General features: G+C 71.1%; 16 protein-coding genes and 1 riboswitch. All 16 genes read right to left on the minus strand.

The window, feature by feature from the left end; translation table 11 throughout:
• Positions 1 to 199: 199 nt before the first annotated feature.
• The gene (gene argH / locus ACTJI8_RS16075; protein WP_440734441.1) at positions 200 to 1,639 is read right to left on the minus strand and encodes an argininosuccinate lyase; all 1,440 of its coding nucleotides are present in this window, start codon (positions 1,637 to 1,639) and stop codon (positions 200 to 202) included.
• Positions 1,636 to 2,586 (minus strand): ornithine carbamoyltransferase, encoded by a 951-nt coding sequence (gene argF, locus ACTJI8_RS16080; RefSeq protein ID WP_440734442.1) that lies wholly within the window; start codon positions 2,584 to 2,586, stop codon positions 1,636 to 1,638. Before argF ends, argH begins: the two co-directional genes overlap by 4 nt.
• Positions 2,583 to 3,830, minus strand: a complete 1,248-nt coding sequence (locus ACTJI8_RS16085; RefSeq protein WP_440734443.1) for an acetylornithine transaminase — start codon at positions 3,828 to 3,830, stop codon at positions 2,583 to 2,585. The genes argF and ACTJI8_RS16085 overlap by 4 nt, the downstream gene beginning before the upstream one ends.
• A complete protein-coding gene (argB, locus tag ACTJI8_RS16090) occupies positions 3,827 to 4,726 on the minus strand; it encodes an acetylglutamate kinase (protein WP_440734444.1) in 900 nt (299 codons plus the stop codon). The genes ACTJI8_RS16085 and argB overlap by 4 nt, the downstream gene beginning before the upstream one ends.
• A complete protein-coding gene (argJ, locus tag ACTJI8_RS16095) occupies positions 4,723 to 5,880 on the minus strand; it encodes a bifunctional glutamate N-acetyltransferase/amino-acid acetyltransferase ArgJ (protein ID WP_440734445.1) in 1,158 nt (385 codons plus the stop codon). Before argJ ends, argB begins: the two co-directional genes overlap by 4 nt.
• A complete protein-coding gene (argC, locus tag ACTJI8_RS16100) occupies positions 5,877 to 6,929 on the minus strand; it encodes an N-acetyl-gamma-glutamyl-phosphate reductase (protein ID WP_440734446.1) in 1,053 nt (350 codons plus the stop codon). The genes argJ and argC overlap by 4 nt, the downstream gene beginning before the upstream one ends.
• 328 nt (positions 6,930 to 7,257) lie before the next feature.
• Positions 7,258 to 9,465 (minus strand): bifunctional hydroxymethylpyrimidine kinase/phosphomethylpyrimidine kinase, encoded by a 2,208-nt coding sequence (locus tag ACTJI8_RS16105; RefSeq protein ID WP_440734447.1) that lies wholly within the window; start codon positions 9,463 to 9,465, stop codon positions 7,258 to 7,260.
• Positions 9,462 to 10,328, minus strand: coding sequence for a hydroxyethylthiazole kinase (thiM, locus tag ACTJI8_RS16110; RefSeq protein ID WP_440734448.1), 867 nt, complete (start codon positions 10,326 to 10,328; stop codon positions 9,462 to 9,464). Before thiM ends, ACTJI8_RS16105 begins: the two co-directional genes overlap by 4 nt.
• Positions 10,319 to 10,412: riboswitch (TPP riboswitch) on the minus strand. (Overlaps the previous gene by 10 nt.)
• Before the next feature lie 56 nt (positions 10,413 to 10,468).
• The gene (locus ACTJI8_RS16115; protein WP_440734449.1) at positions 10,469 to 11,440 is read right to left on the minus strand and encodes a HoxN/HupN/NixA family nickel/cobalt transporter; all 972 of its coding nucleotides are present in this window, start codon (positions 11,438 to 11,440) and stop codon (positions 10,469 to 10,471) included.
• The gene (locus ACTJI8_RS16120; protein ID WP_440734450.1) at positions 11,430 to 12,173 is read right to left on the minus strand and encodes an urease accessory protein UreD; all 744 of its coding nucleotides are present in this window, start codon (positions 12,171 to 12,173) and stop codon (positions 11,430 to 11,432) included. Before ACTJI8_RS16120 ends, ACTJI8_RS16115 begins: the two co-directional genes overlap by 11 nt.
• Entirely contained in the window at positions 12,170 to 12,925 is a 756-nt protein-coding gene (gene ureG, locus ACTJI8_RS16125; RefSeq protein WP_440734451.1) for an urease accessory protein UreG, read from the minus strand. Before ureG ends, ACTJI8_RS16120 begins: the two co-directional genes overlap by 4 nt.
• A complete protein-coding gene (locus ACTJI8_RS16130; RefSeq protein ID WP_440734452.1) occupies positions 12,918 to 13,619 on the minus strand; it encodes an urease accessory protein UreF in 702 nt (233 codons plus the stop codon). Before ACTJI8_RS16130 ends, ureG begins: the two co-directional genes overlap by 8 nt.
• A 2-nt stretch (positions 13,620 to 13,621) precedes the next feature.
• On the minus strand, positions 13,622 to 15,322 hold the full coding sequence (locus ACTJI8_RS16135; protein WP_440734453.1) for an urease subunit alpha: 1,701 nt from the start codon (positions 15,320 to 15,322) through the stop codon (positions 13,622 to 13,624).
• On the minus strand, positions 15,322 to 16,008 hold the full coding sequence (locus ACTJI8_RS16140; RefSeq protein WP_440734454.1) for an urease subunit gamma: 687 nt from the start codon (positions 16,006 to 16,008) through the stop codon (positions 15,322 to 15,324). The genes ACTJI8_RS16135 and ACTJI8_RS16140 overlap by 1 nt, the downstream gene beginning before the upstream one ends.
• 126 nt (positions 16,009 to 16,134) lie before the next feature.
• Positions 16,135 to 17,199: a hypothetical protein gene (locus tag ACTJI8_RS16145; protein ID WP_440734455.1), complete on the minus strand. Its 1,065-nt coding sequence runs from the start codon at positions 17,197 to 17,199 to the stop codon at positions 16,135 to 16,137.
• A gap of 11 nt (positions 17,200 to 17,210) precedes the next feature.
• Positions 17,211 to 19,016, minus strand: a complete 1,806-nt coding sequence (locus tag ACTJI8_RS16150; protein ID WP_440734456.1) for a substrate-binding and vWA domain-containing protein — start codon at positions 19,014 to 19,016, stop codon at positions 17,211 to 17,213.
• Between the last annotated feature and the right edge of the window lie 51 nt (positions 19,017 to 19,067).

Raw genomic sequence — 19,067 nt, forward strand, 5'->3', positions numbered from 1 at the left:
CTTGGGGCGAACAAGTAATAAGTTACGCGGATCCCCGGGTTCCGGCAAATCGGGGTCGCAGCCCGGGCGTGTCGCGCACCCCCGCTACCTGGTATCCAACCGGCGAAATACCTGATGAACGTGAAAACCCTCCTCCCGGCGAGGGCCGAGAGGAGGGTTTCAAGGGTCCGGGGCGGCTGCCGATGGACATCCGCAGAGTTCACATCCCGAGCGCGTGGGCGGCGGACTGCGCCCGGGCGACGAGCTCGATGCGCTGCTCGGCGACGCGCACCGGAGCAGTGCCGCCGACGCCATCGCGGCTCGCGACGGATCCCTCGATCGTGAGCACCTCGCGCACCCCAGGGGTCAGGTGCGGCGACACCTCGGCGAGGAGCGCGTCATCCGCATCCTCGAGACCGATGCCGCGCTGCTCGCACGCCCGCACCAGGGATCCGGAGATCTCGTGAGCCTCCCGGAACGGCACCCGGCTCTTCACCAGCCACTCGGCGACGTCGGTCGCGAGCGAGAATCCCTGGGGAGCGAGCTCGGCCATGCGCTCGGTGTCGAACCGCAGCGTCGCCACCATCCCGGTGAACGCCGGCAGCACGACCTCGAGCGTGCGGACCGAGTCGAACACCGGCTCCTTGTCCTCCTGCAGATCGCGGTTGTACGCGAGCGGCAGACCCTTGAGCGTCGCCATGAGTCCGGACAGGTTGCCGATGAGGCGCCCGGACTTGCCGCGCGCGAGCTCGGCGATGTCCGGGTTCTTCTTCTGCGGCATGATGCTGGATCCCGTGGAGTATCCGTCGTCGAGCGTGACGAACCCGAACTCGCGGGTGTTCCAGAGGATGATCTCCTCGGAGATGCGGGACAGGTTGACGCCGATCATCGCCGTGATGAACGCGAACTCCGCGACGACGTCGCGGGAAGCGGTTCCGTCCAGCGAGTTCTCCGCAGGACGGTCGAGGCCGAGCTCACGGGCGACCAGCGCCGGGTCCAGGCCCAGAGTCGATCCGGCCAGCGCGCCCCCGCCGTACGGCGACACGCCGGCGCGCGTGCGCCAGTCGACGAGCCGCTCGAGATCCCGCACCAGCGGCCAGGCGTGCGCCTGCAGGTGGTGCGCGAGGAGCACGGGCTGCGCGTGCTGCAGATGCGTGCGCCCCGGCAGGATCGCACTGTCATGCGCCTGCGCCTGCGCGACGAGCGCGTCGACGAGGCCGAGCACCTCGCGCGCGATGAGACGGGCGTGGTCGATCAGATACATGCGCACAAGCGTCGCGATCTGGTCGTTGCGGCTGCGCCCGGCACGCAGACGCCCGCCCAGATCCGCGCCGACCTCGGCGATGAGCGCCGCCTCGAGCGCGCCGTGCACGTCCTCATCCCCGGGCTGCGGGAGCAGTGTGCCATCCGCGATCCTCGTCGCGAGCGCGTCGAGACCCGCGTGCATGCGCGCGGCCTCGTCGGCCTCCAGGTATCCGGCGGCCTCGAGCGCGGTCGCGTGGGCGTGCGAGCCGGCGATGTCATAGGGCGCGAGGATCCAGTCGAAATGCGTCGACCGGCTGAGCTCGGCGAGTTCGGGACTGGGACCTCCGGCGAAGCGGCCGCCCCAGAGCGCGCCCTGGTTCGTGCCGTGCGCGGCGTTGCGTTTCGTCTCCGTCACTTCGTTCCCTCGCTCAACGACCCCGAAGACTTCCCGATGAGCCACACCAGCAGCGCCTTCTGCGCGTGCAGGCGGTTTTCCGCCTCGTCCCAGACCACGCTCTGCGGGCCGTCGATGACCTCGGAGTCGACCTCGTAGCCGCGGTCGGCGGGCAGGCAGTGGATGAAGATCGCCTGGGGCGTCGCGAGAGCCATGGTCGCGCTCGTGACCTTGTAGCCACCGAGGTCACGCAGGCGCTGCGCCTTCTCCTCCTCCTTGCCCATCGACACCCAGGTGTCGGTGACGATCACATCGGCACCGACAGCAGCCTGGTCCGGATCCGTGAGAAGGGTCAGGGATCCGCCGGTCTCCGCGGCGCGGCGGTGAGCGTCGGCGACGACGTCCGCACGGGGTGCATACGCCTCGGGAGAGGCCACCCGCACGTGCATGCCCGCGGTGACGCCGGCCAGCACGTAGGAGTGCGCCATGTTGCTGCGTCCGTCACCGAAGAACGAGAGGGTGAGACCCTTCAGGTCGCCCTTGTGCTCGCGGATCGTGAGCAGGTCGGCGAGCAGCTGGCACGGGTGGAAGTCGTCGGAAAGCGCGTTGATCACCGGCACCCTGGTGCCCGCGGCCATCTCCTCGAGACCCGCCTGCGCGTAGGTGCGCCACACGATCGCGGCGACCTGACGCTCGAGCACCCTGGCCGTGTCCGCCGGAGTCTCCTTGCCGCCGAGCTGGCTGTTCGCGGTCGAGATGATCAGCGGGGATCCGCCCAGATCCGCGATGCCGACCGCGAACGACACCCGCGTGCGGGTCGAGGACTTGTCGAAGATCACCGCGACCGTCTGCGGACCGGCGAGCGTCTTGTCGGCCCAGCGATCCTTCTTCAGCTCGAGGGCGAGATCGAGGATCTCGGTCTGCTCGGCCGTGGTCAGGTCGTCGTCGCGCAGCAGGTGGCGGGTCATGCGTTCGTCTCCGTGAGAGCGGTGGCCGCGACCTCGGCGAGGGCGGCGGTGAACAGGTCGGTGAACTCGGCGATCTCGGCGTCGCCGATCGTGAGCGCCGGAGCGATCCGCACCGAGGACGGGTTCGCGGCGTTGATGACGAGGCCGAGACGCTGCGCCGCGGCGACGACGTCGCCCGCGACGGGAGCGGCCAGCGCCACGCCGATGAGCAGACCGCGGCCGCGCACACCGGCGACGAGCGGGGATCCGATCCCCTCGACGACCTCGCGCAGCTGGGCACCGCGTTCGCGCGCATTCTGCACGAGGCCCGCCTGCTCGATCTCCTCGAGCACGGCGTTGCTGACCGCGGTGGCGAGCGGGTTGCCGCCGAAGGTGGAGCCGTGCGAGCCCGGCTGCAGCAGAGCCGCCGCGTCCCCGAACGCGACGAGCGCGCCGATCGGGAAGCCGCCGCCGATGCCCTTCGCGAGGGTGATCGCGTCGGGCACGATCCCCTCGTGCTGGAACGCGAACCAGTCGCCCGTGCGGCCGGCGCCGGTCTGGATCTCGTCCACGATGAGCAGCGCGCCGTGCTTCGCGGTGAGCTCGCGCGCGGCACGGAGGTAGCCCTCCGGCAGCTCGAGCACGCCGGCCTCGCCCTGGATCGGCTCGACGAACAGTGCCGCGACGCGATCGTCCATCGCCGCCTCGAGCGCCTCGATCGTGGCGGGGATGTGCTCCACTCCCCCGGGCAGCGGCTGGAACGGGTCACGCATGGACGCCTTCGCGGTCAGCGCGAGCGCGCCGATCGTGCGGCCGTGGAACGCGTTGTCGAGGGACAGGATCCGTGGGCGCTCGGTGCCCCGGTCCGAAGACAAACCGTGCAGGCGCGCGAGCTTGAACGCCGCTTCGTTGGCCTCCGTGCCGGAGTTCCCGAAGAACACCCTCCCCGCGTCGCCGGTACCGGCGAGACGCTTCAGCCGGGCCGCGAGCTCGAGCTGCGGAGGAGTGGCGAAGTAGTTCGACACGTGCGCGAGGGTGGCGGCCTGGCGCGAGACCGCCTCGACGAAGACGGGGTGGGCATGCCCGAGGGCGGTGACCGCGATCCCCGCGAGGAAGTCGAGGTAGCGTCGCCCCTCGCCGTCCCACAGGTGCGACCCCTCGCCGCGGACGAGCAGCTCGAACCGCGGGCCCGCGTTCAGGATCAGGTCGCGGTCGGCCGCGCCGTGCCAGGCCTGTGCCGATGTCTGTGCGGCGTGCGAGGTCATCCCGCCACCACCTCCGTTCCGATTCCCTTGCTGGTGAACAGTTCGACGAGCACCGAGTGCGGCACCCGTCCGTCGATGATGGCCGCCGCATGCACGCCCGATTCCACGGCCTCCAGGCACGCGGTCATCTTCGGGATCATGCCCGACTCGAGCGACGGGAGCATGGTCTTCAGCTCCGTCGTGGTCAGGTGCGAGACGAGCGAGTCGCGGTTCGGCCAGTCGGCGTAGAGTCCAGCGACGTCGGTGAGGATCACGAGCTTGACCGCGCCGAGCGCGGTCGCCAGCGCCGCCGCCGCCGCGTCCGCGTTCACGTTCAGCGACTGACCAGGATGGTCCAGATCCGGGGCGATGCTGGAGACGACCGGCACCCGTCCCGCGGCCAGATGGTCATGGACCGGCGTCGGATCCACCTGTACGACGTCGCCGACGCGGCCGAGGTCGACCTCTTCGCCGTCGATGATCACGCCGCGGCGACGTCCGCCGAAGAGCCCGGCGTCCTCTCCACTCAGACCCGTGGCGATCGGTCCGTGCGAGTTGATCTTCGAGACGAGCTGAGGGTTGACCTGGCCGGTGAGCACCATCCGCACGACGCTGATCGCCTCGGTGTTGGTGACCCGGTAGCCGCCCTTGAACTCGCTGGGGATCTCGAGCCGCTCCAGCATGTCGGAGATCTGCGGTCCGCCGCCGTGCACGACGACCGGCTGCACGCCGACGTAGCGGAGGTAGGCGATGTCCTGCGCGAACGCCTCCTGCAGCTCGTCGCTGATCATCGCGTTGCCGCCGTACTTCACGACGACGATCTGATCGCGGTACCTCTTCAGCCAGGGCAGCGACTCGATCAGCGTCTGCGCCTTGATCGCGGCCTCCTCGGGCGCGGTGTCCTGAAGATCGCTCATGAGGAGTACGCGCTGTTCTCGTGCACGTAGTCGTGCGTGAGGTCGTTGGTGCGGATCGTCGCCGCGGCCTCGCCGACCTTGAGATCGATCAGTACGTGCGTCGCGCGCGGGGCCAGATCGACCTCCTCGCGCGGACGGTCGGGACCGCCGGCGGTGCACACCCGCACCCCGTTCATCCAGACGTCCACGTCGTAGGGATCGAATGCGGCCCGGGTGGTGCCGATCGCGGCCAGCACGCGCCCCCAGTTCGGGTCGTTGCCGAAGATCGCCGCCTTGAACAGGTTGTTGCGCGCGACCGCGCGACCCACCTCGACCGCGTCCTGCTCGCTCGCGGCATGCACGACCTCGATCGAGATCGCGTGGCTGGCGCCCTCGGCGTCGTCCTGCAGCTTGCGGGCCAGCTCGTCCGAGACCTCGGTGAGCGCGGCCGCGAAGTCGTCCAGGTCGGGCCGGATCCCGCTCGCGCCGTTGGCGAGCAGCGTCACCTGGTCGTTCGTGGACATGCACCCGTCGGAGTCGAGCCGGTCGAAGGTGGCGCCGGTCGCGCGACGCAGAAGGGCGTGAGCCTCGGCCGCATCGAGCTCCGCATCGGTCGTGAGCACCACGAGCATCGTCGCGAGACCCGGAGCGAGCATGCCCGCGCCCTTCGCCATGCCGCCGATGGTCCAGCCGTCTCGGCTCACCGCGACCGTCTTGGCGACGGTGTCGGTGGTCATGATCGCCTCGGCGGCGGCCTGTCCGCCGTCGGCGCTCAGCTGCGCGACGCCGGCCTCGACGCCCGCGAGCACCTTGCCGCGGAAGACCTCGTCCCCGGTGCCGATCAGCCCGGTGGAGCAGACCACCACGTCGCCGGCGCTCACCCCCAGCAGCTCTGCGGCGCGCTCCGCCGTGAGATGGCTGGTCTGGAACCCGAACGGGCCCGTGAAGCAGTTCGCACCACCGGAGTTCAGCACGACGGCCTCGACGACGCCGTCCTTCACCACCTCCTGCGACCAGATGATCGGGTTCGCCTTGGCGCGGTTGCTGGTGAACACCGCGGCGCCGACCTTCCGCGGGCCGCGGTTCACGACGAGGGCCACATCGGGCCTTCCGGTGGACTTGAGACCCGCGACGACGCCGGCCGCCTCGAATCCCTGGGGTGCGGTCACGCTCATGGGGCGACTCCGTTGATGCTGAGCGCCGTGGTCTCGGCGAGACCGAGCGCGATGTTCATGGACTGGATGGCGGCTCCCGCCGTGCCCTTGACGAGGTTGTCGACGGCGGTGACGACGACGACGCGGTTCGCGGCGCGATCGATCGCGAGGCCGATGAGCGCCGTGTTGGCGCCGAGCACGTCGGCGGTGCGAGGGACGGATCCCTCCGGCAGCAGCTGCACGAAGACCTCGTCGCCATAGGCGCTCTGCCAGGCCTCGCGGATCTGCGCGTCGGTGGCGCCTGGGACGATCGGGGCCGTCGAGGTCGCGAGGATCCCGCGGGCCATCGGCACGATGACCGGGGTGAACGAGATCCGGATCCCCTCGGGCGCCACTCCCGACGCGGCGGCGAGAGCCTGACGGATCTCGGGGATGTGCCGGTGCGTGCCGCCGACGGCGTACGGATTGGCGGATCCGAGGATCTCACTGCCCAGCAGATGGGTCTTGAGGCTCTTGCCGGCACCGGATGGGCCGACGGCGAGCACGGTCACGATGTCGGACGGGTCGATCACGCCCGCCGCGACGCCGGGGGCGAGGCTCAGGCTCACCGTGGACGCGTTGCAGCCGGGGGCCGCGATGCGGCTGGCGCCGCGGAGGTGCTCGCGCTGCTTGACGCCGTTCACCGGCAACTCGGGGACGCCGTAGGCCCACGGCTCGTGGAAGTCCCCGCCGTAGAACGCGTCCCACGCGGCCTCGGAGGTGAGTCTGTGGTCGGCTCCCGCATCGATCACGAGCGGGACCTCGCCGAGGGCGTCGGTGTACTGACCGGACTGGCCGTGCGGCAGGGCGAGGAACACGATGTCGTGGCCGGCGAGGATCTCCGGCGTCGTGTCCTGCAGGGTGAGGTGCGCGAGCGAGCGCAGATGCGGCTGATGCTCGGAGAGCTTCTGTCCGGCGTTCGAGTGCGCCGTGACGGTGCGGATCTCGACGTCGGGATGGTTCGCGAGCAGGCGAAGGATCTCGCCGCCCGCATAACCGGATGCGCCGGAGACGGCGACGGAATACGTCATGCTTCCACCTTAACGGTCGGGTCTGCCGGCGACGCCCAAGAAGACGGCGCGGGACAGGAGTGCGATGCGGGGCCGGAGGCGGCGACGCCGGCACTCGACCGCGAACGACGCGGGAGCGCGGGGTCGCCTAGAGTCGGCGGTCGCCCGAACGGCGTCGACGCACCACGACCGCACCCGTGAGGGTGGTCGTGTGCGGAGCCGGAAGCATGCGGCGACGATAGCGCGGGGTGGCGCTCTCCTCCAAATCGAGGGCGCCTTCGCGCGTCATCGAGCCCGGTCGCGGGTGGCGGCGACACCCGGCCGCCGCCACCCGTCGCGCTGCGCTCGCTCAGAGAGCGGGCGCGGCGAAGAAGGCCCGCTCGTGCTCGCTCGAGCGCACGAACGCGACCCGCATCCGCTCGCGCGTGGCCGCATCCGCGGCGGCCGCGCGCGCGGTGACGAACCGGATCGCCCTCGCCGTCGCGTCGGCGAACCCCGGATCCGCGTACTCGTCGAGCCAGTCCTTGAAGGGGTGCTCGGCGAAGGGGCGCGACGGGTCGCTGCTGGCAGCGGCGTGCAGTCTGGCGCCCACATCGGAGTACAGCCAGAAGCAGGGCAGCAGGGCCGCGATCAGCACGCCGTAGTCGGCATCGAACGCGGCACCGCGGAGGTGGTCGAGATAGGCGACGGTCGCCGGGGCGGGCTCGGCCCGGAACGTGTCGGCCCCCACCCCGTCGGGAGAGATCCTGCTCGCGTGCAGCTCCAGCTCCACGATCACCGCCTGCTCTGCCGAGTGCGCCCAGAACGCCTGCTCCTCAGGAGTCGGCGCGAGGCGGGCCGCCTCGGCCAGGGTGCGCGCGTACTCGCGCAGGTACAACGCGTCCTGCGCCAGATACCAGCGGAACGCGGCCGCCGAGAGGGATCCGTCCACCATCCGGCGCAGGAACGGCAGCTCGTCGATCGCGTCCCGGATGGGCGCGATCGCCTCCCACCAGTCCGAGGCGACGGTCTCCGCCTCAGGGACGGCGGCCAGTCCCCCGCGCCGCCACAGCCCGGCGAAGTGGCTGATCGGACCGTGACCGGATCCGACCTGCAGCCCGGCGCCGGCGGCGATCGATTCGCGCAGCCACGACCGCACCTCGGCCACCGCATCGCGCCAGTCGAGATCGGCAGCCCGGCGGGTCGCGAGCCCGGCGGAGAGCGAGCATCCTGTGCCGTGGGTGCTCGCGGTGCGAATGCGGGAGCCGGGATACTCGCGTACCGGCCCCGAGGGACCGACGAGCGCGTCGGGCGCCTCGTCGCCGCCGAGATGCCCGCCCTTCACGAGCACCAGCGCACCGGTCGCCGCCGCGAGCCGCTGCGCCTGGCCGAGGGCGCCCGTCCAGCTCGTCGCCGCAGGCTCCCGTACGAGGACGGCCAGTTCGGGGAGGTTCGGAGTGAGGAGGTCGGCCAGCGGCAGCAGCGCGCGCAGGGCCTGCTCCGCTTCGGTGTCCAGCAGCCGGTCCCCGCTGGTGGCGACCATGACCGGATCCAGCACGACCGTGGGCGGGCGGTGCGCTCGCAGCCACGATTCGACCTCCGCGATGACCGCGGCCTCTGCGAGCATTCCGATCTTCACGGCGTCGACCCGCACGTCGTCGCCGATCGCGTCGAGCTGGGCGCGCAGGAATGAGGCGGGCGGGACGTGCACGGCCCGGACGCCGCGGGTGTTCTGCGCCGTCAGAGCGGTGATCGCGGCCATGCCGTAACCGCCGTTCGCGGCGATCGCCTTGAGATCCGCCTGGATTCCCGCGCCCCCGGAGGGGTCGCTGCCGGCGATCGAGAGCACCCGCGGCACGCCGCCCGCACCCCAGGCCCGCAGCAGCGTGCGCGCCGCGTCCCGAGGATCCGGGGCCGCGCACAATGCGGACACCACGGCGACGCCGGCCGCGCCCGCCGCACGCAGGGCGGCCACATCCTCACGGCCGATGCCGCCGATCGCGACGCACGGCAACGAGCTGGCCACGGCGAACGCGGCGAATCCGGCCACGCCCAGCTCCGGCGGGTGGTTGCGCTTGGTGGTCGTGGGGTGGATCACTCCCACACCCAGGTAGTCGACGGTGCCGGCCGGCAGCGCCGTCGCGGCTTCGAGGTGCGCCGGCTGGTTCGCCGTGAGGCCGACGATCGCATCGGGGCCGAGCACCGAACGGGCGACGAGGGGCGACACGTCCGACTGGCCGATGTGGATGCCGTCCACGCGCGCGCCGCGGCGCCGCGCCTCCACGACGGCGTCGAGCCGATCATCGACGACGAGCAGCGCCCGCCCCGCGATGACCTCGGAGAGCTCGACGAGCTGCTCCACGATCGCGGCGTCATCGGCGTCCTTGTCGCGCAGCTGCACGATCCGGACACCGCCCGCCACGGCGGCGTCGACCACGGCGGGCACTCCGCGTGCACCGCTCAGCACGGGGTCCGTGACGAGGTAGAGCGCAAGGTCTTCCGCCGTCAGCCTTCGCCGCGAGGTCGCCTCGCGGGTGCCGGCGGGGCGCGGCGCGGTGGCGACGTCTGCGAGCGTCATGCCGTGGCCTCGGCCGTCTCGATCGCCACGGCCTCGACGCGTGCGCGCGCCGTGAGGGACTCCGGCCGGATCGCCGCGAGCGCGTCGAGCAGGGCGACGGCGAAGGATCCGGGACCGTCGGATCGGGAGGCGGCGTCCTCGGCGGCCAGCGTGTAGACGAGGGTGGCCGCAGAGGCGGCGACCAGAGGGCTGTCGCCGGTCTGCCGCGCAGCCCCGAGGAAGGCGGCCATCACCGCACCCAGCGCGCAGCCGCCCCCTGTGACACGGGTGAGCAGGGCATCGCCGTTCGCGATCCGGATCTCGTGCTCGGCGTCGACGAGGAGGTCGACGGGGCCCGATACGGCCACCGCTCCGCCGGTGCTCCGGGCCAGTTCGCGGGCCGCGTCGGCCGCCGCCTCGGTGCCGTCCAGGGCATCCATGCCGCGCCCGCCCTGGCTGCGGCCGGCGAGGGCGAGGATCTCCGACGCGTTGCCGCGGATGAGGGTGGGACGCAGCGCGAGCAGGTCCTGCGCCAGCGCGGTGCGCACCGGCAGCGCGCCGACCGCGACCGGATCCAGCACCCACGGCGTCCCCGCCGTGCGCGCACCGCCGATGGCCTCGAGGCTCGCCGAGCGCTGCTCGGGCGTGGGCGTGCCGAGGTTCACCAGGAGCCCGGACGAGATCGCGGCGAACATGCCGGCCTCGCCCGTGATGTCCACCATCGCGGGAGCCGCGCCGAGCGCGAGCAGCACGTTCGCCGTGAAGCCGGTCACGACCGAATTCGTGATGCACTGCACGAGCGGGGGCTCCGCCCGCAGCTGCGTGAGAAGGTCCGCGGCGGATTCCACCGTGGACTCGGACGACAATTCCAGACGCGCGTTCATCGCGACATCCCTTCGCTAGTACGACCTAGATCAGGTTCGACGGGTGTGATCTCAGCCGCGGATGCGGCACCCCGTGTCACTGCGGGCCAGTCTAGCCAGGCGCCTTCGCCTGGCACGCCTCGCGCGCGGCGAAGGCGCGGTCAGTCCAGCGGGGACCGCTCTGCGGACCGCTGCCCGTTCACGACGCCGGCCCACGCCGCGGCGGCCGCCCAGAAGACGATCAGCAGCCCGGTCAGGACGAACCCGAGCGCGTTCAGATCGAGCTCGCCCACGGCGCGCGCGAAGCCACTCGGGTGCGGCAGGCTCCGCAGCGCCACCCCCGCGAGCTCGGCGACGCCGATCACGAGCGCGACGACGATCGACACGCCCGTCACCAGCAGGTCGTAGCGCCGCATCGCCCGCTCGCGTCCGGTCGAGCCCCACGAGTATGCGCGCCGCGACATCGCCCCCTGAGCGGAGTCCAGCAGCGACATGCCCGCGGCGAACAGCACCGGGAGGATCAGGATCATCCACCACGGCACGGCACGGGACGCTGCGGAGCCCGCGAGGGCCAGCAGACCGATCTCCGTCGCCGTGTCGAAGCCCAGACCGAACAGCAGCCCCACGACGTACATCCGCGACGGCCGGTCGATCACGGCGTTGAGCCGGCCCACCAGCGCCCATGCGGGACCGCCGTGCCGATGATCGCCGGGCCGGCGACGGCGGCGCAGGGCGAGGATGTTCGCCCCCGCGATGACGAGCAGGAAGACGCCCGACACGACCGGACCGATGACTCCCGTCCAGACCTGCAGCGGCGAGTCCGGATCCGAGATTCCCGCGGCGAGCGCGCCGACGCCGAACGCCAGCAGCACACAGAGGACTGAGACGACGCTCGCGTGGCCGAGGGAGAACCACAGGCCCACGCCCCGTGCCGGGCGTCCGCGCGCGAGGAGCTGCCGCGTCGTGTTGTCGATCGCGGCGATGTGGTCGGCGTCGAACGCGTGCCGGAGTCCGAGCAGATACGCGGTGACCCCCAGCCCGATGCCGAGCGGAGATCCCGCGGACAGCAGCAGCGCACCCCATCCGAGAACGTGCAGCGCAGCGACGACGTACGCGGTCGGGCTAGGCCTCATGGATCAGCTCCTCCCGCAGCGCGCCCCACCCGGTCGCGAGATCGCCGAGATGGGCAGCGTCGACGACCGATCGCACCACCAGCCCACCGCGCTCGGGGCGCAGCACAGCCATCCCGCTCGTGCGCCAGGGGGGATCCTGCTCCGCGGACTCACGCCCGATCAGGACCACGCTGTCGAGCACGCGGTCGGCACCGAGGACTCCGGGGATCGGGAAGCGCCCGTCCACGTCCAGGTGCTCGATCAGCACGGGCGCGCCCTGCACCGTGACCCCCGTGCGCGCCCGGATCGCGCCCCCGCGCTCCCCGACACGGCCCAGGATGAGCGTCTCGCGCAGCAGCAGCGCCGCACCGTCGCCGAGCTCCGCGTCCGTGCGACGGTCGACGTCGGCGCCGTCGGCGATGACGAAGGGCTGGCCGTGCCACGTGCAGATCCCGCGGTCGCCGATCTCGATGCGCGCCGTCCACGAGGCGCGTCTGCCCTCACCGTCATAGGCGACGGTGCCGCCGATGTCCTCCAGCTCGAGCGTGCAGTCCGCGCCGACCGAGATGCGCAGGTCGACGGCATCGCCCCCGAGCAGGAGCGCTCCCGCGGCGACGAGCCCGACGCGGGCGTAGCGCGGCCGGCGTTCGAGGATGCGTGCGGCGATCGCGCCGGAGCGCAGCACGACGCGGGCACGATCGGCACCGGCTGCGACCTGGACGACCGTGATCGATGCGGTGACGGCGTCCGTCACCGGGATTCCGCGTGCGCGTGCACGTGCACCGCACCGTCATCGTGGCTGTGCACGTACCCGCCGGCCTCGCTGTCGTCGGCGTGGAAATGCGGCGCCATCGGGCCCGGATCCTGGGGCTCATGCGCGCCGGAGCGGTACGCGGCGAGCATATCCAGGACCCAGCCCTTGAGCCGCGCCACGGAGTCCGGGTCGGTGCGCGAGAGCGCGAGCACCTCTCTGCCATCCCGGGCGTCCGACGCGTCATGCACCATCTGCGCCACGTCGACGCCGACGTACGGGGCGAGGTCGGTCTTGTTCACCACGAGCAGGTCGGCGCGGGCGATCCCCGGGCCGCCCTTGCGCGCGACATCCCCGCCCCCGGCGACGTCGAGCACGAAGATCTGGGCGTCCACGAGCGCCGGCGAGAACGTCGCCGTCAGGTTGTCACCGCCGGACTCGATGATCACGACATCCAGCGGCGCGAAGTCGCGCTCGATATCCTCGACGGCGAGCAGGTTCGCGGTCACGTCGTCGCGGATCGCGGTGTGCGGGCAGGCTCCGGTCTCCACCGCGCGGATCCGGTCCGGATCCAGCACGCCGGCGGAGCGGAGGAAGCGCGCATCCTCGTCGGTGTAGATGTCGTTCGTGATCACGCCGAGCGCGATCTCGTCCGCGAGAGCGCGGCACGCCGTTGCGATGAGGGTGGACTTGCCCACCCCGACGGGGCCGGCGATGCCGAGGCGGAGAGCACGGGGAACGAGGGAATCAGGCACGGAACAACCTCCGGTTCGTGAGGGCGTGGGCTTCCGCCCAGCCCTCGGAGTGAGGGGCACTGCCGGCGGGGATGCCGGCGGGATCGGTCAGTTCGGCGACGGCGTCGACGAACTCCTCGACTGCGGTGCACGCGGCGAGGACCCAGCCGACGGGCACCGCGGGGTCGGTCGGAGCGAGCTTGAGCAGAGCCGCTGCGGCGGTCTGCGCGTCCTCGTAGACGAAGACCCGGACCAGGTCACGCGGATCCATGTCGGTCACCGCGGCGATCGCGCCGACGACCACCGGCCTCGGCGGGGCTGTCAGCTCGACGCATGCCCGCACGGCCTCGGCATCGGGCCAGAGCCGTGCAGCCAGGCGCAGAACACCTCGTCCGAGGAGCCGGGACGCCTCACGCTGCGCCGCGCTGGGGGTGCGCGCCGCCCAGTGATCGACGATCTCGTCGAGCCCCGGATCAGACGAGGCGTCACGCAGCCGGTGCCGTGCGACGACCGCCGTCCCGGCTTCCACGAGGCTCGTGGTCCGCGCCCGCCCGACGAGGTACGCCGGTACCTCCTCCGCGGACATGCCCGCGAGAAGTGCGGGCTCGAGACCGGCCGAATGCGCGTGCCCGCCCGACGGCAGCCGGCCGTCGGCAAGCAGCATCGCGACGGTGAGCGACGCGGGGCGCGTCGACAGGTGTGCCGGAGCGATCATGATCAGAACATCGCGTACAGCTGGGCGAGCGGAAGCCGATCCACAGGGGCGGGCACCACGGTCTCGCCGTCGATCGAGATCGCGAACGTGTCGGGACGGATGTCGATCCGCGGGAGGGCGTCGTTGTTCTTCAGATCCGCCTTCGTGACCGCCCGGGTGCTCCGCACCGCGGCGAGCCGGCGGCGCAGGCCCAGACGCTCTTGGAGACCGTCGGCGAGCGCGGCGGGCGAGACGAACGTCACGGACAGATCGGCGCCGATCGCGTCCAGGAAGGCGGGGCGCATCAGGACCGGCTGTGGCGTCGGGATGGACGCGTTCGGATCCCCCAGCGCGCCCCAGACCAGGCCGCCGCCCTTGATGACGACCTCGGGGCGCACGCCGAAGAAGCGCGGATCCCACAGCACGAGATCGGCGAGCTTGCCGACCTCGACGGATCCGACCTCGTGGTCGATCCCGTGCCCGATGGCCGGGTTGATCGTGTACTTGGCGACGTATCGCCGGGCCCGCTCGTTGTCGGCGGGCAGGCTCTCGCTCAGCCGCCCGCGACGGTGCTTCATGACGTGCGCGACCTGCCAGGTGCGGGTGATGACCTCGCCGATCCGCCCCATCGCCTGGGCGTCGGAGGACGTGACCGAGAGCGCCCCCATATCGTGCAGGATGTCCTCGGCGGCGATCGTCGTGGCCCGGATCCGGGATTCCGCGAACGCCAGATCCTCCGGCACGGCCGGATTGAGATGGTGGCACACCATGAGCATGTCGAGGTGCTCGGCCACGGTGTTCACGGTGTGCGGCAGCGTCGGGTTGGTCGATCCGGGCAGCACGTTGGGCAGCGACGCGATCGCGAGGATGTCCGGAGCATGACCGCCGCCGGCGCCCTCGACGTGAAACGCATGGATGCCGCGCCCGCCGATGGCGTCGATGGTGGACTGCACATAGCCCGTCTCGTTGAGCGAGTCGGAGTGCAGCGCGACCTGCAGGCCCCACTCCTCGGCGGCCGTCAGCGCCGCGTCGATCGCGGCCGGCGTGGCCCCCCAGTCCTCGTGGATCTTGTATCCCGCGGCACCGGCGAGCGCCTGCTCGCGCAGCGCCTCCTGGGAGACCGTGCTGCCCTTGCCGAGCAGCAGCACATTGACCGGGAAGCGGTCCAGCGACCGGTGCATCGTCTCGAGGTGCCACGCCCCCGGGGTGACGGTCGTCGCCTTGGACGCCTCGGAGGGGCCGGTGCCGCCGCCGACGATCGTGGTGACCCCCACCGCAAGAGCTTCGTGGATCTGCGACGGCGAGAGCAGGTGCACGTGCGAGTCGATCCCGCCCGCAGTGAGGATCCTGCCCTCGCCCGAGATCACGTCGGTCGAAGGCCCGATCACGAGATCGGGATGCACGCCATCGGCGATGTCCGGGTTGCCCGAGCGCCCCAGCGCGACGATCCGGCCGTCGCGCAGGCCGACGTCGGCGCGCACGATGCCCCACCAGTCGAGCACGATCGCGTTGGTGATCACGGTGTCCAGCGCGCCCTCGGCCCGGGTAGCGGTCGACTGGGCCATGGACTCGCGGATCGACTTGCCGCCTCCGAACACGGCCTCCTCGCCGCCGGCGGTGAGGTCCCGCTCGATCTCGATCCACAGATCGGTGTCGCCGAGGCGCACCTGATCGCCCGCGGTGGGGCCGTAGATGGACGCATAGCGCTCGCGGTCCAGACGCATCAGGCCCCCCTCCCCGTCTCGGCGTCGAGCGCCGGTTCGTCCGTGTTCCCCCGTTGCAGACCTGGCACTCGGCGCATCCCCGCGAGGGCGACGATCGCCAGTTCGCGAGACGCGCCCGGCTCGAACCGCTGCGACGTGCCCGACGGGATGTCCAGTCGGAAGCCATGCGCCGCGGCACGGTCGAAGGCGAGGGCGGTGTTGACATCCCGCAGGTGCACGTGCGAGCCGACCTGGATGGGCCGGTCGCCGGTGTTCAGGAAGACCAGGCTCTTCGCCGCATCCGCCGAGCTGCGCGCGTTCAGTTCGATCGATCCCGGCACGATGCGGTACGCACCGGGCGCCTCCGCCGGAACGGCCTGTTCGTCCGACCGCGCGGTGGGCGGCTCCTGAATCGGGTGGTGCACCGTCACCAGCTTGCGCCCGTCCGGGAACGTGGCCTCGATCTGCACGTCGTGCAGCATCATCGCGACCCCGGGCAGAACGTCGTCGGCGGTCAGCACCTCGCGCCCCTGCTGCATGAGATCTTCGACGAGTGCTCCCTCGCGCGCCCGCTCGATCACCCAGGTGCTGAGCAGTGCCACGGTCTCCGGGTAGTTGAGCCGCACTCCGCGCGCCAGGCGGTCCCTCGCCACCATGCCCGCGACGGCCAGCAGGAGCTTCTCGGTCTCAGCCGGACTCACGTGCATGCAGGGCCTCCGATGTCAGGGAACATCGAGACTCTAAGCCTCCCGGGGTATCGGCTCGAGGTCGAACGTGTTTCCGCGGTGTTACGGATTCGGCCCGGTTCCCGGTCCCCTCCGCCGGCGCGCCCGTCACTTGCGGTCCGTCTGGTCCTCGCCCGAGTCGGTCGGCTTCGAGTTGCGCTCGAATTCGCGCTCCCAATCGCGCAGCTCATCGCGGCCGACCAGTGAGTCCAGTGAGACTTGGAAATGAAGGGCTTTGCGAGCATTCACCTGCTTGACGTTGTCCAGCGCCTGCTGGGACACGGCATCCAGGGCCTCCTGCACCTCCTGGATCCGCTCGTCCGGGTCCTCCCACAGCTGCGGATTCTGCAAGATGTCCAGCAGGTAGTCGCGATCCAGCGCCGCAACCAGGCGGCCGAGCTTGTCGGTGTACTCGAGCTCGGCGAGACCGCGCTGATCATCCGCGGCTCTCGCATCCAGCCGTGGGAACAGTTGCGACACGGTGCCGACCAGGGAGCCGATCGTGGTCGCCGTCCGCGCGGCGATCGCGTCCCCGGCGCCCAGCCGCGCATAGTCCTGCTGCAGGGCGCTCAATCGCGCGAGCCTGTCTTTGACCGACGACGGGATCGCGGCGGGTTCCGCTCGGCGTCCGCGGCGCCGGCGCAGCACGGTGATCGCCGTCACGATTCCCGCAGCGACGAGCGCGGCGACGATCCCGACAGGCAGCAACCATGCCACCGCCGGGCCCGCGCCTCCCGGGGTCGATTCGCCTTCCGGCACCGACGCCTCGATTCGCTGCACCGCCGCGGTGAGCGCGTTCGCGGTGTTCCCGTTCGCGCTGCCCTCCGCCTCGTTCGCGATCGACATCGCCTCATCCTTCGGGATCGTGCGCGACGTGGCCTGCAGGTCGGCGCCCATCGCGACCACGAGGGATCCGTAGTGCGTTCCGTCGAAGAGCTTGTCGAGCAGGTACGTCGTGTACGGCGCCGAGTCCAAGTGCGCCTGGTCGGGCAGCACGACCACCGCGATGGAGCCGTCGGACGGCACCAGTTTCGCCAGCTGCGTCTGCAGTCCGCTCGCATTCGCGACATCCGGCGAGACGTAGACGGCCCCCTGCTGCAGATGGCTCGCAGCGTCATCCAGCCAGCCGCCGGACGGATCCGCGGCCGGCCCGACTCCGGTGTGCTCGGTCATGCGCGCCTCACTCAGAAGTTGTTGATCACCGAGGCGAACACGAGATCGATGCGCTGTGGATCCGAGGCGTCGAACATCTGCCCGCCGGTCGCCTCGGCAATCCGCTTCAGGGCGGTCTTGTCCGCGTCTGCGCCGTACGCGATCGCGAACACCCGCACCAGCGACTCGTCACCGCCCTCCTTCGCGTCCTTGCCGAGCTGCGCCACCAGAGAGTCCAGCGAGGTGTCGGAGTCGGTGTCCTGACCATCGGAGAGCAGCACGATCGCATTGATGCGGCCGGGTTCGGCGCGCGCGCTCATCGCCTTGTACGCCGTGAGCACGGCGTCGTACAACGGCGTGCCGGCGCGGTGCGCGTAATGCAGATCGTTGAGGGAGCCGCTCAACGACTCCCGGTCGGATCCGAGCGGCGAGATGTCGCGCACAGCGAGCACGTTCTTACCGGCCGACGACTGCACCTCCGTGGTGAACGCCCAAACCCCCACCTCGTCCGTGCCGCGGAAATGCTGCAGGTTCTGCTGCGCGCCGTCGATCGCGCCGTCCAGACGACTTCTTCCATCGCCGATCGAGTCGTCCATGGATCCGGAGATGTCGATGAGCTCCATCACCGAGGACGGCTTTCGCACCTGTGCCCACTGGTCCAGAGCCGCAGAGATCGTGCTCACGTCGGGCTTGGGCAGCGTGATCGCGGGCTGGGCAGGATCGATGCCATTCTGCCTCGTGAACAGGTCGCCGAGGTCGGCCTTCTCGTCCAGCGGGCGGAAGCCGTAGGCCGGCAGCAGCTTCTGCGCCGCGGGTGTCTGCAGGAACGCGGCGAACGCCGTCCCCGCCGCGCGCTGGGCGTCGGTGACCCAGTCCGCTCCGAGCACGGTGATCGGGTCATCGGACCACAGGGACCCACCGGACGGGTAGATCGCCACGAGCTTGTCCTTCGGCGGGGTGAGCTTCTCCCCCGGCTGCACGGTGTGCGAGTCGGGGTTTCCCAGGTTGTAGTTGATCAGCGAGGTCTCCTCCAGCGCCACGGCCGAGACGTAGCCCGAGCCCTTCGCACCGTGCTGCGTCTCGTCGTACAGGCGGGACAGCACATTGCCGGTGGTGTCGCCGTAGTGGATCACGCACTCCTCGAACACCCGGGAGAAGTCGGCGGCGGCGTCCACGTCCTCGGGTGTCAGGTCGCTCGACTTCCCGCTCGCGGCGTAGGCCTGCATCAGGATCGTGGAGAGACCGGTCGTGGACGTGTTCGGGTTGGTCTTGGAGATCTTGAAGGATCCCCAGATCGGCTTGCCGACGCTGCCCCAGCCGTCCGGGTTCTTGCACAGGTTCGCGAGATCGGCGATGCCCAGCTTCTTGTCCGGCCAGCCCAGCGCCTTCGCCATCGTCTCCGGCATGCCGAACACGATCGGCGTGCGCGCGAACGACGCCGGCTCTCCGACGAGGGAGGCCGAGGACGCCGCAGCGACGCGATCGGTCCACACCGTCGATGCCGGTGACCAGAGCGTCGGCCACAGGTCGCGATCCTTGGTCGGCCAGTCTCCGCCCTGGGTGAGATATGCCGCAGCGTTGCCCGATGACACGTTGACCGGGCGCACCGTCGCGCACGTCTTCAGACCCTTGCTCTCGGCGGAGTCCTTGAACGCGGCGGCCAGCGCGTCCAGCATGTTGACCTTCTCCGACGACGTCGCGACCGCGACATGCGTGCACCCGTCGTTCTCGAAGGAGGATCCGCTGGTGCTTCCGCTGCCGCCGTGGTCCGCGGTCGGCGTGCACGCGCTCACGATCAGCGCCACGATCGCTGCGCCCACCGTCGCCACGACGGCCACCGCCCGTCTCCTGCGGGCGGTCCCGCCGGAACGTCCCCCTCGTGCTCTGTC

It is taken from the genome of Microbacterium sp. 22303 (assembly GCF_052045265.1).
In the GTDB taxonomy this organism is placed as follows: domain Bacteria; phylum Actinomycetota; class Actinomycetes; order Actinomycetales; family Microbacteriaceae; genus Microbacterium.